Origin of the sequence: Chthonobacter albigriseus, assembly GCF_013839445.1 — a bacterium.
Lineage (GTDB): Bacteria > Pseudomonadota > Alphaproteobacteria > Rhizobiales > Pleomorphomonadaceae > Chthonobacter > Chthonobacter albigriseus.
Window position 1 is genome coordinate 1 of the sequence record NZ_JACDIT010000005.1, and the last position, 14079, is coordinate 14079.

Consider the following 14079-nt stretch of genomic DNA (forward strand, 5'->3'; position numbering starts at 1 on the left):
AACCTCTTCACATACACCGAACACAAACACAAAAACCCCCGTGCAAAACAAAGCACGGGGGTTTTTGCGTTCATACCCGTTAGTTATCCGCCGCGCAGCCGCGCACGAGGCCCGTCCAGGCAGGCGGAAGCGCCGGCGGACGACCGACGTTCAGTCGGTTTCGTCGGCGCTGTCGGCGTTCAGAAGGCCGTAACGCTCCTCGCCAAGCTTTTCCAGAAGCTGCAGCTGCGTCTCCAGGAAGTCGATGTGTCCCTCCTCGTCCTGGAGGAGTTCTTCGAAGAGCTGCATGGAGACGTAATCGCCTTCCGACTGGCAGACTTCGCGCGATCGCGCATAGGATGCGCGGGCATCGTATTCGCCGGCGAGATCGGCCTCCAGGACCTCCTTGAGAGTCTGGCCGATTCGCAGTGGCGCAAGGGTCTGCAGGTTGGGATGACCTTCCAGGAAGATGATGCGGGCCACCAGCTTGTCTGCGTGCTGCATCTCCTCGATCGATTCGGCCCGCTCCTTCTTCGCGAGCTTGGTGTAGCCCCAATCCTCCAGCAGCCGATAGTGCAGCCAATACTGGTTGACGGCACCGAGCTCCAGGAAAAGGGCTTCGTTCAGCCTCGCCAGTACCTGAGGGTTTCCCTTCATGTTGCTGATCCCCTGATTGCGTCGAAGGGGAAAGCTACACAAGTCCACGGACGGACGCCATACGGGATGCAAGCGTCACGCACGACTACGGCGACGCTCCACGGGTTCCGGATTGCCGCGATGGCGGCGGTCGGCGAGTTCGTCGCGGGCGCGGCAAGCATCGACGTAGTCGTTGATGACGGTGATCGCGTTCGGAAAACAGCCGCAGCACCGACCTCGCTTGCCGAGCGTCATGTAGACGAGGCCAGGGGTGATGACCCGCAGAGGATCGGCGGAAAGGAGTTCGTCAACAGCGCTGTGGATGTCGGCGGAGGTGATGACGTTGCAATGGCAGACGATCATGGGGCACCCCGCAGCATGGGGGCGCCAACAGCAAGGCTCGGCGACATGGACCTTCCTCGTCTTTCGGGGTTCAAGGCCCCGACGATGAGATAAGTGGACTATGCTGGTGTAGTATTCTGCCGTCAAGAGATCTGGTGGAGTGAAGCGGGCGGTCGTATCCCCGGCCGCACCAACCAACGAAAAAGGCCGCCCGGGGGCGGCCTTTTCCAAGGACAGGCAGACCGTCTCAGGCCTTTCGGCCGACCGAGACGCGACCCACCAGGGCGCGGACACTGGCGGCCAGGGTGGCCTTCAGCACGTCGCCCAGGATGAAGGGCAGAAGACCGAAAGCGATCGCCTTCTCGACCCCGATGCCGGCGGCGAGCCAGGGCAGGCCGAAGAGGTAGACGACCATGCTGGCCGCCGCAAAAGTGCCCACGGTTCCCGCGAGCGTGCGGAAGGCGCCGCGATCGGCCAGCCAGCCCGCCAGGGTCGCGGCGGCGAAGAAACCGATGAGATAGCCGGCTGACAGCGGCTTCACCATGAGGGTCGCGATCGATCCGGCGTTGGCGAAGACAGGGAGACCCAGGGCTCCTTCCAACAGGTAGACAGCGAGCGTCGCCGCAGCGAGGCGGCCGCCATAGAGCGAGCCGACGAGCAGCACCGCGAAGGTCTGCATGGTCATCGGAACGGGATACATCGGGACCGTAACCTGAGCCGCCGCGGCGATGAAGGCGGACCCAAGAAGGACGGCGAGGGCCTTCACGCCAAGCGACGAGGCTTGCAGCGAACGGGTGAAGGCAAGGGAGGGATTGGTCGACGCAGCGTTCAAGGCAAGTCCTTCCAGGCGGAGTTGCGGCAGGGGCCGGCAGAGAGGGACCGACCGTTCCAGGGCGGAAACAACCACCCTCCCGCCGCGTCGTCAAGCCGACAAACGGCGCGTGCCCCAGGGTCGCAGGGTTTCGGCCCCTACGGGCCCCAGGTCACCGGCTCGGCCCGCAGGTGTCCGCTGCGCAGTACGCCGGGCATGACGGGTACCAAAACCGGCGGGCCAGCCGATTCCATCCCTTCGGGCAACGGTAGGCCCTCGTCGGCCCGCACCAGCAGCCCCGGGCGGGGGAGATCGGAACGGAGCGGAAGGATCATCTCGTAGTGGTCGCGCGGCGGCTTGCCGGGCACCGTCACCACTGCGAAATGGAAGCCCGCATCGCGCAAGTAGTAGAGGAGCGCCGCGGTGTCCGACCGCCGGTCGAGGATCAAGGTCGGGGTTCCACGTTCGCGCGCGGTGGTCGCGACGGCATCCGCCAGTTCACGCCAGCCCACGATCCGTTCAAACACGAGGCGGCCGTTGGGGAGGTGCAGGGTGCGTGCGGCGAGTGGCGCCAGGAGCATGGCGATAGCGACCAGCCCGTGGAGGGCAAGGGAAGCGCGAAACAGGCGATGCCGCCCCGGGGCGAGGAGAACGGCGGTAACGAGCACCGTGGCCGCCGGATAGGCGGTTGCCCCCCAATTGGCGTTTGCCCGCGAGAGTAGTCCCTGGAGGGTGAACAGGGCCAGAATGGGAAGCGATGTCCAGAGCAGAAAGCGGTCGGCGTTGCGACGTCCGGTGCGCCAGACACCCAAGCCAGCGAGCAGGAGCACAACGAGGAGAATCGGACCGAAAACGCCGAACTGCGCACCGGCGAACTCCAGCATTTCGTCGGGATGGAAGAGCGACCCCTGCCAGTTCGCGTTGTCGCGGGTGTGCATCAGCGTGACCCAGCCGTTGCGCGCGTTCCAAATCGCGTTGGGCAGCAGGCCGACCAATCCGGACAGCAGGCCGGTCCACAGCCGAGCGGAGCGCAGACGGGGACGGAACTCGGGGGTCAGCAGGACAAAGACGAGCACAAGGCCGGGCAGCAGCGCCATCGGGTACTTGGCGTTGATGCCGACAGCGACCGCCGCGCCGAGCGCCAGCGCCGCCCTCCAGCCATTTCCTTCCAAGAGCCGGACGGCAGCGAGCAGCCCGATCGCCCAGCACAGGAGCAGCGGCACATCGGTGGAAATCAGTGTCGAGGAGAAGGCGACGGCGGGCATGGTGGCGTAGACCACCGCCGACCAGGCGCCCACCCGCCGGCCATAGAGCGCCGTCCCCAGGGACAGGAGCACGAGCGCGGTGCATCCGTGGAGAACGGGCGAGGCGAGGCGGACCGCCCACTCTTCGTTCCCGAAGAGAGCCGTCGTCGCTGCGATCACGAGCGCGATCAATGGCGGCTTGGAGTAATAGCCCCAGTCCAGCGCCTGGCTCCAGGTCCAGTACTGCGCCTCGTCGAAATAAAGGTCCGTCCGGTTGGCCAACAGGGCACCGGTGCGGAGAAGCGTGACGGCGAACACGAACAGGACGGCCCACCCGAGAGGGAAGGCGTCGGCTGACCGGTCCGGCGTTGAGAGGCGCATGAGGGAGCGTCCAAAGTTTTTTCACAGCGTGCAACGGCGCGTTCTAGCCGGTTTGTTCAAGCCGCAGAAGCAGATGACAAAAAAATGTCGGGCAGGGGGTTTCATCATGCCGAGCCAGCGGCTATATCAGCGCCGTCGACGGTTCGTCCGACATGACGCGGGGTGGAGCAGCCCGGTAGCTCGTCAGGCTCATAACCTGAAGGTCGTCAGTTCAAATCTGGCCCCCGCAACCAAAAAGCCCGGTTGATCCCTTGGATCACCGGGCTTTTCCTTTTCCTGACCGATGTGGTCACGTGCGGGGCTTGCGAGTGGGGGGATGCGACGGTTATGACGGCGCCTTGCCCAGGCCATTGCAGGACAAGGCTTTGATCAGACATATCGTCTTCTTCAGCGTGCCGAGGCCGGAGGATCGGAAGGCCGTGCTTGAGGGGTTGGCGCTCCTCACCCGGATCCCGCATCCGCTCTGTCTAGAGATCGCCGAGAACCTGAGGATCGACCCGTTCGACAACACCGTCGATGTCGTGGTGTACGGTGAGTTCGCCAATCAGGCCGATCTGGAGGCCTACAAGGCGCATCCGCTCTATGCGGAGTCTATCCGGCGCGTGCGCCCCCTTCGCGAACTCCGGGTGGCCGCCGACACGGATGGAGTATCGGGCATCTTCTCACGCAAGAGCGAAGCCGCGGCGGTCACTCCGATGGCCTGATGCTGTCGCATGGATCTTCGCGACTCGTTGGCGGGGCGGAGGTCGAGGGAAGGACGGCGTCAAAGATGCCGCGACCGGCCCCTTTCTCGGCTGTGCCAAAGGCGATGGCGTAGACGCCGAACTCCGGAGCCAGGCGCCCGAGCACGTGAGGAACGCCCCAATCGCGGCGGGCGTGACCACGCCCCGTCACGAGGACGACGGGGCCCGAACGAGCGGCCCGTGCAGCCGCGATCGCCATTGCACCGTCCCTGGCGCGCTGAACCTCGACCAGACGTGGCAGCTTCTCGGCCGGGATGAGGTTGCAATGGGCCTCGGCGAGAGCGACCTGCATGGCCTGATCGAGATGTTGCGGGAGCGGTACGTCGAGCCCGAGTTCGGCGCGGCGTGCCGGCGTCAATCCAGACGCGCCCGATCGAGAGACGAGGCGCTTCTCGTCATCGGACAGATCACCTGCCCGGATCGGCAGACCAGCGGCGAGCGCGACCTCGAACACTGGCCAGTAGAGGTCAATCTCACCCCAGCCGCGCTGCTTCCACTTCAGAGCCGCGTCTAGACCCTGTTGGTCGGCTGTCGCAGTCGAGGCGAGGTAGCCGTCGAGGGAAGGTTGCAGATCGGCCGGGATCATCTCGAAGACCACGGTCGGTCGCTGGCCGGAGGCGAGCATGTAGCTCAGCACGTCGGCCTGGGCGCGATGCTGCGCCGGATCGTCATGGATTTCGCCGAGGATGACGATATCCATGGTCTGGAGCGGAAGATCCTGAAGGCTGGGACCGGCCGCGGTCGCAAAACGGACCGTGCCGAGAAGAATGATGCTCAAGAGGATGAGAAGGCGGCACGGCATAACGAGCTCTCCCGAACGGGAAATGTACTATGTCCAGTCGGGTTCAAGGGGTTCGGAGCATTCAGCCGCGATCGACTGTTCTGGAAGCCCCTTTTGTCGTTGTTAAAAATGCAAGATGCTGAATAAAACGCCGGCCTCTCAACCGTTTCTTCAGTCCGCAGGCCTTTAGCTGTCGGTTGAAGAGAGGGAATGCATGCAGTTCGACGCCGAGCGCGAGGTCAAGCGGCTTCGCGAGCTCCATCGATACCAGATCCTCGACACACGCCGGGAACCCGAGTTCGACGCGATGTGCGAACTGGCGCGCAAGTCCTTGCGTCTGTCGATGGCCGGGATCGCCTTCGTCGACCGGGACCGGGTCTGGTACAAGGCTGCGTCCGGAGTGGCGCTGACCGAGGTGCCTCGCGCCGGTTCGCTCGTCGATGCTGCAGCCTCGGAGGGCGGCCATTTCGAGATCGAGGATGCCGCCTCCGATCCGCGTTTCCGCAACAATCCCTGCGTCCGCAATCCTCCGTTTCTCAGCTTCTTCGCCAGTGTTCCACTGGTGTCTCCAAACGGGTATGTGCTCGGCGTTCTCTGCGTCGGGGATCTGCAGGCCCGAAAGCTCGACGACGGCGGCCGATTCATCCTGGGACAGATCGCGAAGGTCGTCTCGGACCGGATCCGCCTCCATCGCATCAAGATCGAACGGACGCGGGAGAACGCCAGGAAGCGGGCGAGAAACGCCAAGATCGCGGAGCAGAAATCGGAAATCGGCAAGCAGAGACGCCTACTGGAGCAGACGTCCCGGATCGCGCGCATCGGCGGCTGGGAGTACGACGTCCAGGAGCGACGCCTGGTCTGGTCGGCCGAGATCTTCAAGATCCTCGATCTCGATCCGAACGGTCAACAGCCGGCCTTCGAGGACGTCCCGCAGTTCTATCACCCGGACATGCGGGACGAGGTGGTGGCGAACATCAAGGACGCCTTGCGGTTGGGCAGGGCGTTCGAGATGGATTTCCCTATTCTACCGGCAAGCGGTGCCAAACGTTGGGTCCGCTGCCTTTGCGAAGCGGAATGCGACCGCACCGGCGCCGTCAGGCGGCTGATCGGGACGATCCAGGACATCACCGACCAGATCGCCACCAAGGATGAGATCACCTACATCGCCACGCATGATGTATTGACCGGGCTGCCCAACCGGGCCGTGTTCCAGGACCGGCTAGCGGCGGCCCTGAAGGTGGCCGGACAGGATGTCGGTCGGTGCGTCGGCCTGGTGCTGGTGGATGTCGATCACTTTAAGGAGGTGAACGACACCCTCGGACATCCTGCCGGCGACGCCCTCCTGGCCGAAGTCGGCCGGAGACTGACGGAGGCTGCGGGGCCGGACGGGCTGGTCGCGCGCCTTGGCGGTGACGAGTTCGCCATCATGTCACCGGTCAGCGACGATGGAAGGGAGAACGGCATCCTCGCCAACCGGATCATGGCCTTGCTGCAGGAGCCGGTCGCCTACGGCGACGAATCCATTCCCGTGACGGCCAGTCTGGGATCGGCCGTCGGGCGCTCGGGCGAACTCGCCGACCAATTGTTCAAGGATGCGGACATCGCGCTCTATGAAGCGAAGGCCTCGGGGCGTAACCGCACGGTGCCATTCAACCGGTCGATGCGTGACGAGATCGAGCTCCGACAGCTGATCCTGCGTGCGATCCGCCATGCGATCGAAGCCGACGAACTGCTGCTCTACTACCAGCCCCAGTATGGCTTGCGGAGCGAAGACCTGTTCGGGTTCGAGGCACTGCTGCGCTGGAAGCGGCCCGACGGTTTCGTCGCAGGGCCGGCTTTCTTCGGGATCGCCCTGGAGGACCCGCAACTGAGCCTGATCATCGGAGATCTCGTGCTCGATCAGGCCGTCCGGCAGGCTGCCGCCTGGCATCGAGCCGGCTATCCGTTCGGCCATATCGCTGTGAATTTCTCGACCAGCCAGTTCCGGCGCGGCGACCTTGCCGAGATGATCATCGACCTGCTCGCGCGGCACGCGGTTCCGCCAGCGATGCTGAGCGTGGAGGTGACCGAGAACGTGCTGCTGGCCCGCGACAGCGGGAACGTGGTGCGGACGCTCGCCAGACTTTCCGGACATGGCATCCGGATCGCCCTCGACGACTTCGGCACCGGCTACGCCTCGCTGACCCACCTCAAGGAGTTCCCGGTCGACCTCCTGAAGATCGACCGGTCCTTCGTCTCCACGCTGCTGGACCAGCGCGAGAGCGCTGCCATCGTCCGGGGTGTGATCGCGCTCGCGCACGACCTCGGCGTCGCGGTCATCTCCGAGGGAATCGAGACCGTCGAGCAGCGGGACATGCTTCGCGCGCTCGGCTCGGACTATGCGCAGGGGTATCTGTTCGCGCGGCCAATGCCGGCGGAAGATGCGGAGGACCTGCTGCGGGGGATCCGGATGCGGGCGACCGGCTGACCGGTCAGGGACGAATGGCTGCGGCGTCCCGCGCGAGCGCCTCGATGCGCGACCAGTCGCCTGCCTTGACCGCGTCCGCGGGAGCGACCCACGAACCGCCGACACACACCACGTTCGGAAGTTTCAGATAGTCGCGGGCGTTCTCGGCGGTGACGCCGCCGGTCGGGCAGAAGATGACGTCAGCCAGAGGAGAGGCGAGCGCCTTGAGGTAGTTCGGCCCCCCGGCCGGGCCGGCGGGGAAGAACTTCATGACGCGGTAGCCCTTCTCGCGCGCCATCATGGCTTCGGAGACCGTCGCCACGCCGGGGAGCAGCGGAACGCCGAGCTCCAGGGCGGCGTCGAGAACCGCCGGGGTGGCGCCGGGGCTGACGAGGAACTTCGCCCCCGCCGCGACGGCGTCCCGAGCCTGGGCGGGGTCGAGGATGGTGCCGGCGCCGACGACGCCGCCCGGCACGTCGGCCATGGCGCGGATCGCGTCGAGCGCGGCCGGCGTGCGCAATGTCACCTCAAGAGCGGGAAGCCCGCCTGCGACCAGGGCTCGGGCGAGCGGCGCGGCATCCTCGACACGGTCGACGATGAGGACCGGGACAACCGGCGCGCGGCGAAGCACTGCGAGAAGAGCCTGCGAATCGATCATGACTTCAGCCTTGGGCGGGGCTCGCCATGCATCCCGAGCGGGACTGCGGCGACGGATTTCGTGACAGCCCGAAGTACCCTCCGAACGGGGCACTGGCAAGGGCCGCGTACGCCTTTGGTCTATGCGACCGCCTCGAGAGCGGAAATGAAGTTGTTGGCCCAGGTTTTCGCGTCGCCTTCCAGGAGGCGGCGGTAGAGCGCGAAGTGGCGGGCCCGGCGTTCGTCGAGCGGCATGTCGAGCGCCGCCTTGATCGCCGCGGCCACCTCGTCCGCCGCGTAGGGGTTTACGATCAGCGCTTCGCCCATGGTCTCGGCCGCGCCGGCGAAGCGGGACAGGATGAGAACGCCGGGATCGTCGTGCTTCTGGGCGGCGACGTATTCCTTGGCGACGAGGTTCATTCCATCCCGGAGCGGCGTGACGAGCGCGACCCGGCTGGACCGATAGATCCCGGCGAGGCCACGACGCGGAAAGCCGCGGGTTATGAAACGGATCGGCGTCCAGTCGAGGTCGGCGAAGCGGCCGTTGATGTGGCCGGCGAGATGCTCCAGTTCGCGGCGGATGTCGGCATAGGCATCCACCTCCCCGCGCGAAGGCGGGGCGACCTGCAGGAGGCTCACGGTGCCGCGCTCGTCGGGATAGTCGTCGAAGAACCGTTCCAACGCCCTGAACCGGTGTGGGATGCCCTTGGAGTAATCGATGCGGTCTACGCCGACGATCTGGCGGCGGCCGGTCAGATGGCGCTCGAGCCGTGAGCGCTCCCGCTTGGCCTCCGGGGTTTCAGCAAATCCGTGGAAGCCTTCGGTGTCGATGCCGATCGGAAAGGCGTGGATCCGGGAGGTGCGGCCCCACGCTTCGACGCGGCCGTCGCCGTGATCGAAGCCGCCGGCCTCCTCACGCAGGTAGTCGACGAGGTGGCGGCGATCGCGATCGGTCTGGAGACCGATCACGTCATAGGCCATCAGCGCGCGGACCAGGTCGCGGTGACGCGGGAGAGCGCTGATCATGTCAACCGGCGGAAAAGGGATATGCAGGAAGAAGCCGATCGGATTGCCGACGCCCATGGCGCGGAGTTCCGCGGCCAGATGGAAGAAGTGGTAGTCGTGCACCCAGATCCGGTCGTCCGGGCCGATCAGTGGCCGCAGCCGGTCGGCGAAGCGCTGGTTCACTCTTCTGTAGCCGGCCTCGAACACCGGGGAAAACTCGGCGAGATCGAGCCGATAGTGCAACACGGGCCAAAGCGTGCGGTTGGCGTAGCCAGCGTAGAACTCGGCGTTGTCCGTGGGATCGATGTCGATGGTGGCGAGTTCGACAGACCGACTGCCTTCCTTCTTCATCTCGGAGAAGGTACCCGCTTCGGAGATCTCGCCCGACCAGCCGAACCAGGTGCCGCCACGTTCCCTGAGAACATCGACGAGGGCGACCGCCAGTCCGCCCGCCTTGCCGGTGTCCTTCAGCGGACCGACCCGGTTGGAAACAATGATAACGCGTCCCATTCAATGGCCCTTCGACTGACGGTCCAACCAGTCCAGGACATGCCGGACGCTTCCGATGCGCTTCTCGGCAAGGCTCGGGCCTTCGCCGACCTTTACGCCGTAGCCACCGAGAGCCGTCGCCGCACGCATGCCGTCCTCGTCCGTCACATCGTCGCCGATGAAGACCGGGCGGCGGCCGCTGAACGGAGACTGGCGCATCCCGTCCTCCACGGCAGTGGCCTTGGAGTAGCCCGACGGCTTGACCTCGACGACCATCTTGCCGGCGAGGACGGACAGGTCGGCATACGGGGCGGCGAGGTCGTGGACGAGGGCGATGATGTCCTCCCCCCGCTCCGGTGCAGCCCTGTAGTGGATCGCGATTGAGAGGCCCTTGTCCTCTACCCGCACCCGCTCATCGGCGATGCCGCTACCCACGAGGCTCGCTCGTACGCTCTCCAGGCTCTCTGGAGGCTGGACACGGATCACCGGGTCCCCGGTGTTCCAGCGGTTTTCCATGCCGTGAAGTCCGCTTGCTGCAAATCGGGCGGGTGAAAGGTAGCTGTCCAGGGCATGGACGGCGCGGCCGCTGACAACGGCCAGCGCGCCCCCCAGTCGGGCGCTCAGACGATCGATCAGCGCCGGCAGATGGCGCGGCACGACGATGTCGTCGGGTCGCGGCGCGATCTCCACCAGCGTCCCGTCGAAATCGAGAAAAAGGGCGTCGCCGTCAGGCTCAAGGTCCAGAAGCATGTGCAGGAAACGCCATACAACCGGACATGTTCCCGCGCGTGCGATCAGGTGCGCGGCCAGGGCGTCTCGGGGACAGGCGTCAGGGGCCTGCTCTGCCGGAACCACGAAAAGAGGTTGTCCACCTGAAGATCGCCCATTGCCCGGCGCGTGGGAATCGAAGCTGAGGCGACGTGAGGAAGGAGGACGGTTCCCTCCATCTCCAGCAAGCCTGGATGGACGCGGGGTTCGTCCTCGAAAACGTCGAGACCGGCGCCGAGGATCGTGCGCTCCCGAAGCGCGGTGACAAGGGCGGCTTCGTCCACGACGCTGCCGCGGCCGACGTTGACCAGGATGCCGTTCTCGCCCAAGGCTGACAGCACTTTCGCGTCGACCTTGTGGAAAGTGGCGGGCCCGCCGGGGGCGACGACCATCAGCGTGTCGACGGCGGCCGCCAGGCCTTCCAAGGTCTCGAAGTAGGGGTAGGAGACGTCTTCCACAGGCCGGCGGTTGTGGTAGGCGATCGTCATTCCGAAGGCTTCGGCTCGCCTTGCGATCGCCTTGCCGATACGGCCGAAGCCGAAGATGCCGAGGCGACGGCCCTGCAGGGAGGCTGGCGTCAGGCGATAGGCCCCCTCGGCGGACCATCGGCCGGCCCGCAGCCAACGCTCCGCAGCGGACAGTTCGCGCACCGTCATCAACAGGAGGCCCATCGCCGTGTCGGCGACTTCCTCGGTGAGCACATTCGGCGTGTTGGTGACGACGACGCCGCGCCGGGCCGCTGCGACCACGTCGACGGGGTCGTAACCGACGCCGAAATGGGCGATGAGCTCCAGAGCCGGCAGGCTGTCGATGAGGGCAGCGTCGGCCCCCGCGCTGCCGGCTGTCGCGATGGCGCGCACCTTTGGCGCGATCGCCTTCAAGAGTTCCGCCGGATCGTCGGCCTGCCCAAGGTTGTGGACGACGAACGCGGCGGAAAGCCGATCGGCGACATGAGCCATGGGGCGGCCAGTCGTCAGGACGTGGATCTCCAACGGACCCTCCTTGGGAATGCAAGACGGATGTGTGAGGCGGGCGCGGCCGTTCCGCTCACTTCGCGGCCACGATGCTGGAATCCCGCATCTCCAGTTGAGGCGGGATCAGGAGCCGCTGGAAAGGCGGCTCCTCGCCCTCGATGAGAGCCTTGATGGCGCGAGCCGCCTCTTTGCCGATCTCGTCCGACCCGTTCTTCACGGTGGTCAGCGAAGGCGCCCAGGTCTCCGATCCATCGACGTCGTCGTATCCGGTCACGGCAATATCCACACCGGGCTTGAGCCCGACCTTGGTCAGGCCGGACATGACGCCGAAAGCGATCAGATCGTTGAAACAGACCACCGCCGTCGGGCGCGGCTCCAGTGCGAGCAGACGCTCCGTCGCCGCCCAGCCGTCGGCTTGGGTCATCAGTTCCGGGACGTCGGCCACAGGCTCCAGCCCTGCCTCCCTCATCGCCGCCAGGAATCCGCCATGCCGGTCCCGGCCGGCCGAGGTCTGGCGGCGTCCACCCACGATGGCGAGGCGCCGATGGCCCTTGGAGATGAGGTGCCGGGTGATCTCGTACATGCCGCGGAAGTCGTCTCCGCGCACGCTCGGCGCGGTGGCGCCATCCACGTCGCGGCAGATGATCGTGACCGGCGTTCCCGTCCGCACAATCGCGTCGATGTCCGCGGCGGTGGTACCGACGGAAGGGCAGATCACCAGGCCGTCGGCGTTCTGCTGCTGAAGCACCTGGACGAAGTTGCGCTGGCGGCTGATCTCGTCACGGTGATTGCAGATGAGAATGGTAAAGCCGTAGGCCTCCAGTTCCTGCTCGACCGCCCTGAAGACCTCCGCGAAATAGGGGTTCAGAACATCGTGGACCACGACGCCGACGATGTCGGTGCGGGAGGTCCTGAGGCTGGCTGCCTGCCTGTTGTAGATGTAGCCGAGTTCCAGCGCGAGCGCCTGAACCTTCTTGCGCGTCTCCGCGGAGACCGCGGGGTTGTCGCGCAAGGCTAGGGATACCGTCGCCGTCGAGACATCGAGTTGAGCCGCGAGCTGGCTCAACGTAATGCGCCGGCGGCGCGATCTCCGGACGTCGTCCGGACTGGGGGCCACCATGGAAGATCCCTTTACTGGGAATTATCGTGGGCTCAATTGGCAGGGAAGTTACGGGGCCGTCAATGTCTGATCAAGCCGGACCTGCATCTTCCACGGTACCCTTCACCGCTCTTTCTCGGTGGAGGAGATAGAGGCCCGACGCGATGATGATGGATGCACCGACCAGCGTGTGGACCGTCGGGACGTCGCCGAAGACGAAATAGCCGGCTGTCAGCATGGAGATCAGCTGGAAATAGCCGAAAGGCGCGAGGATCGAAGCCGGCGCATAGCGGTGGGCGCTGATGACGAGGAAGTGGCCGAAGCCGCCGGAGATGCCCGTCACCAGCATCAACGAGATCACGAACCAACTGTCCGGCGGCACCCAGATGGCCGGCATGAACGGCAGCAGGACGATCGTCGGCACGCCGGCGAGCACCAGGGTCATGCTGCCGGCGGTCTCGGAGCCGGCCAACATGCGCGTGAGAATGGCGTATCCGGAGTAGCAACTGACGGAGGCGAGCGAGAACAGCATCGCCCAGTGGAAGCTGTCGGCGCCGGGCCGCGTGACAACCAGGACGCCGAGGAAGCCGACGCCAATGGCCGCAAGCCTGCGCGGCCCGACCCGCTCACCCAGGAACACGAAGGACAACGCGGCAATGAGGAGCGGCGACAGGAAGGCGATCGTCACCGTCTCGGCCAACTGCAGGTGGCGGATCGCAACGAAGTTGAAGGCGGTGACGCAAATCAGAAGAAGCGCGCGGAAAACCTGGATGACCGGACGGCGGACGCGCCAGGACGTTGGCGAAGAGATCGGATTGAGGACTATGGCCGCCAGAACGAAGTGGAAGGCATAGCGCGCCCAGACGATCTCGAGGACCGGGATACCCTTTTCGCCAAGCTTCTTGGCTGCCACGTCGAGAACCGAGAAGAGCGTCACCCCGCCCATCATGAGCAGGATGCCGCGCATACGCGCGCCTCGTTCGGCGTCCCTCAACAGGCCGCGCTGTTCTGTCGGGGACGCCGGTCCCGCCATGTCCGCCACGCCTGATCCCATCCTCGGTCCGACTGCCATCCGAAGCCAGAGTATCGGTAAAGAGCGGCATCGATGGGGCTGAGGTCGGCATGGCCGCCATGCAAGCCTTGCATGGCTGCGGGATTAGAGGACCGGCTGGGCGGCGAGTTCGTCCGGGATCTCCTCGTCTTCCGCTTCGTCGGCCTCGCCTGCTGGCAGCAGGTTGCGCTCCACCATGCGCAGGAGCTTGCGAAGGCGCTTGCGGTCCTTTTCGTCGAGACCGGCGAGTGCTTCCTTCTCAACCCGCTTCCAGGCGGTGTCGATGGCAGCGAGGCGTTCCCGGCCGAGGTCGGTGAGGTAGACACGGGCAAGCCGGCCGTCGGAGGCAGAAACCTGCCGAGTCACGAGTCCCTGGGCGCCAAGGCGCGAGATCATCTTCGTCACGGTGGGAGGCTGGACGACCAGGGCTGCGGCCAGCTCCGACATGGACTGGCCATCCTCGGCCTCGAGCGCCTTCAGCACCACCTCCTGGCCGGGGTGCAGTCCGATCCGGCCCAGATGGACCCCCGCGCGCGTGCGATGTGCCCGCGCCGCCTGGGCTAGGCGAAAGGTCACGCTCTTTCGGTGGTTGAAGCTCATCAGGATCCTCCGGCTGCAGCAACTGGACGACCTCTTCTCGCACAGCCGTGTGTCACTTATTTAGGTGGTGAACAGCAACCCTGTCGAGGCGGCA

Annotated in this window: 14 protein-coding genes and 1 tRNA gene; 3 read left to right on the plus strand and 12 right to left on the minus strand. The window is 65.6% G+C overall.

Features of this window, described 5'->3' with window-relative positions; translation table 11 throughout:
* Nucleotides 1-150 precede the first annotated feature (150 nt).
* The 4 genes from bfr to HZ321_RS13945 form a co-directional block, all read right to left on the minus strand.
* Nucleotides 151-636 (minus strand): bacterioferritin, encoded by a 486-nt coding sequence (bfr, locus tag HZ321_RS13930; RefSeq protein ID WP_181702997.1) that lies wholly within the window; start codon nucleotides 634-636, stop codon nucleotides 151-153.
* Between the two features lie 75 nt (nucleotides 637-711).
* On the minus strand, nucleotides 712-978 hold the full coding sequence (locus tag HZ321_RS13935) for a (2Fe-2S)-binding protein (protein WP_181702998.1): 267 nt from the start codon (nucleotides 976-978) through the stop codon (nucleotides 712-714).
* A 226-nt stretch (nucleotides 979-1204) separates the two neighbouring features.
* Nucleotides 1205-1789 (minus strand): biotin transporter BioY, encoded by a 585-nt coding sequence (locus tag HZ321_RS13940; protein WP_181702999.1) that lies wholly within the window; start codon nucleotides 1787-1789, stop codon nucleotides 1205-1207.
* 137 nt (nucleotides 1790-1926) lie between these two features.
* Complete coding sequence (locus HZ321_RS13945; protein ID WP_181703000.1) at nucleotides 1927-3393, minus strand: ArnT family glycosyltransferase; 1467 nt, start codon at nucleotides 3391-3393, stop codon at nucleotides 1927-1929.
* A gap of 156 nt (nucleotides 3394-3549) precedes the next feature.
* On the opposite strand from HZ321_RS13945, the gene HZ321_RS13950 reads away from it, so the two are divergent.
* A tRNA-Met gene (locus tag HZ321_RS13950) sits at nucleotides 3550-3626 on the plus strand.
* Nucleotides 3627-3758: 132 nt separating this feature from the next.
* Entirely contained in the window at nucleotides 3759-4097 is a 339-nt protein-coding gene (locus tag HZ321_RS13955; RefSeq protein WP_181703001.1) for a Dabb family protein, read from the plus strand.
* On the opposite strand, the gene HZ321_RS13960 is transcribed toward HZ321_RS13955, so the two are convergent.
* Nucleotides 4081-4938 carry a ChaN family lipoprotein gene (locus tag HZ321_RS13960; protein WP_181703002.1) on the minus strand — a complete coding sequence of 286 codons (858 nt, stop codon included), beginning with the start codon at nucleotides 4936-4938 and terminating at the stop codon, nucleotides 4081-4083. The two genes, HZ321_RS13955 and HZ321_RS13960, sit on opposite strands and share 17 nt — an antisense overlap.
* A gap of 193 nt (nucleotides 4939-5131) precedes the next feature.
* Here HZ321_RS13960 and HZ321_RS13965 point away from each other — a divergent pair, with 193 nt between their 5' ends.
* A complete protein-coding gene (locus HZ321_RS13965; RefSeq protein WP_181703003.1) occupies nucleotides 5132-7384 on the plus strand; it encodes an EAL domain-containing protein in 2253 nt (750 codons plus the stop codon).
* Between the two features lie 4 nt (nucleotides 7385-7388).
* Here HZ321_RS13965 and HZ321_RS13970 read toward each other — a convergent pair whose 3' ends face one another.
* The 7 genes from HZ321_RS13970 to HZ321_RS14000 form a co-directional block, all read right to left on the minus strand.
* Complete coding sequence (locus HZ321_RS13970) at nucleotides 7389-8021, minus strand: bifunctional 4-hydroxy-2-oxoglutarate aldolase/2-dehydro-3-deoxy-phosphogluconate aldolase (protein ID WP_181703004.1); 633 nt, start codon at nucleotides 8019-8021, stop codon at nucleotides 7389-7391.
* A gap of 119 nt (nucleotides 8022-8140) precedes the next feature.
* Nucleotides 8141-9514, minus strand: coding sequence for an alpha,alpha-trehalose-phosphate synthase (UDP-forming) (locus tag HZ321_RS13975; RefSeq protein ID WP_181703005.1), 1374 nt, complete (start codon nucleotides 9512-9514; stop codon nucleotides 8141-8143).
* Nucleotides 9515-10243, minus strand: coding sequence for a trehalose-phosphatase (gene otsB, locus HZ321_RS13980; RefSeq protein WP_181703006.1), 729 nt, complete (start codon nucleotides 10241-10243; stop codon nucleotides 9515-9517).
* A gap of 44 nt (nucleotides 10244-10287) precedes the next feature.
* Nucleotides 10288-11220, minus strand: a complete 933-nt coding sequence (locus tag HZ321_RS13985; protein ID WP_181703272.1) for a 2-hydroxyacid dehydrogenase — start codon at nucleotides 11218-11220, stop codon at nucleotides 10288-10290.
* An 88-nt stretch (nucleotides 11221-11308) separates the two neighbouring features.
* On the minus strand, nucleotides 11309-12355 hold the full coding sequence (locus HZ321_RS13990) for a LacI family DNA-binding transcriptional regulator (RefSeq protein ID WP_181703007.1): 1047 nt from the start codon (nucleotides 12353-12355) through the stop codon (nucleotides 11309-11311).
* A gap of 70 nt (nucleotides 12356-12425) precedes the next feature.
* Nucleotides 12426-13301, minus strand: coding sequence for a DMT family transporter (locus tag HZ321_RS13995; protein ID WP_181703008.1), 876 nt, complete (start codon nucleotides 13299-13301; stop codon nucleotides 12426-12428).
* A gap of 189 nt (nucleotides 13302-13490) precedes the next feature.
* Nucleotides 13491-13985, minus strand: a complete 495-nt coding sequence (locus HZ321_RS14000; RefSeq protein ID WP_181703009.1) for a MarR family winged helix-turn-helix transcriptional regulator — start codon at nucleotides 13983-13985, stop codon at nucleotides 13491-13493.
* Nucleotides 13986-14079 lie beyond the last annotated feature (94 nt).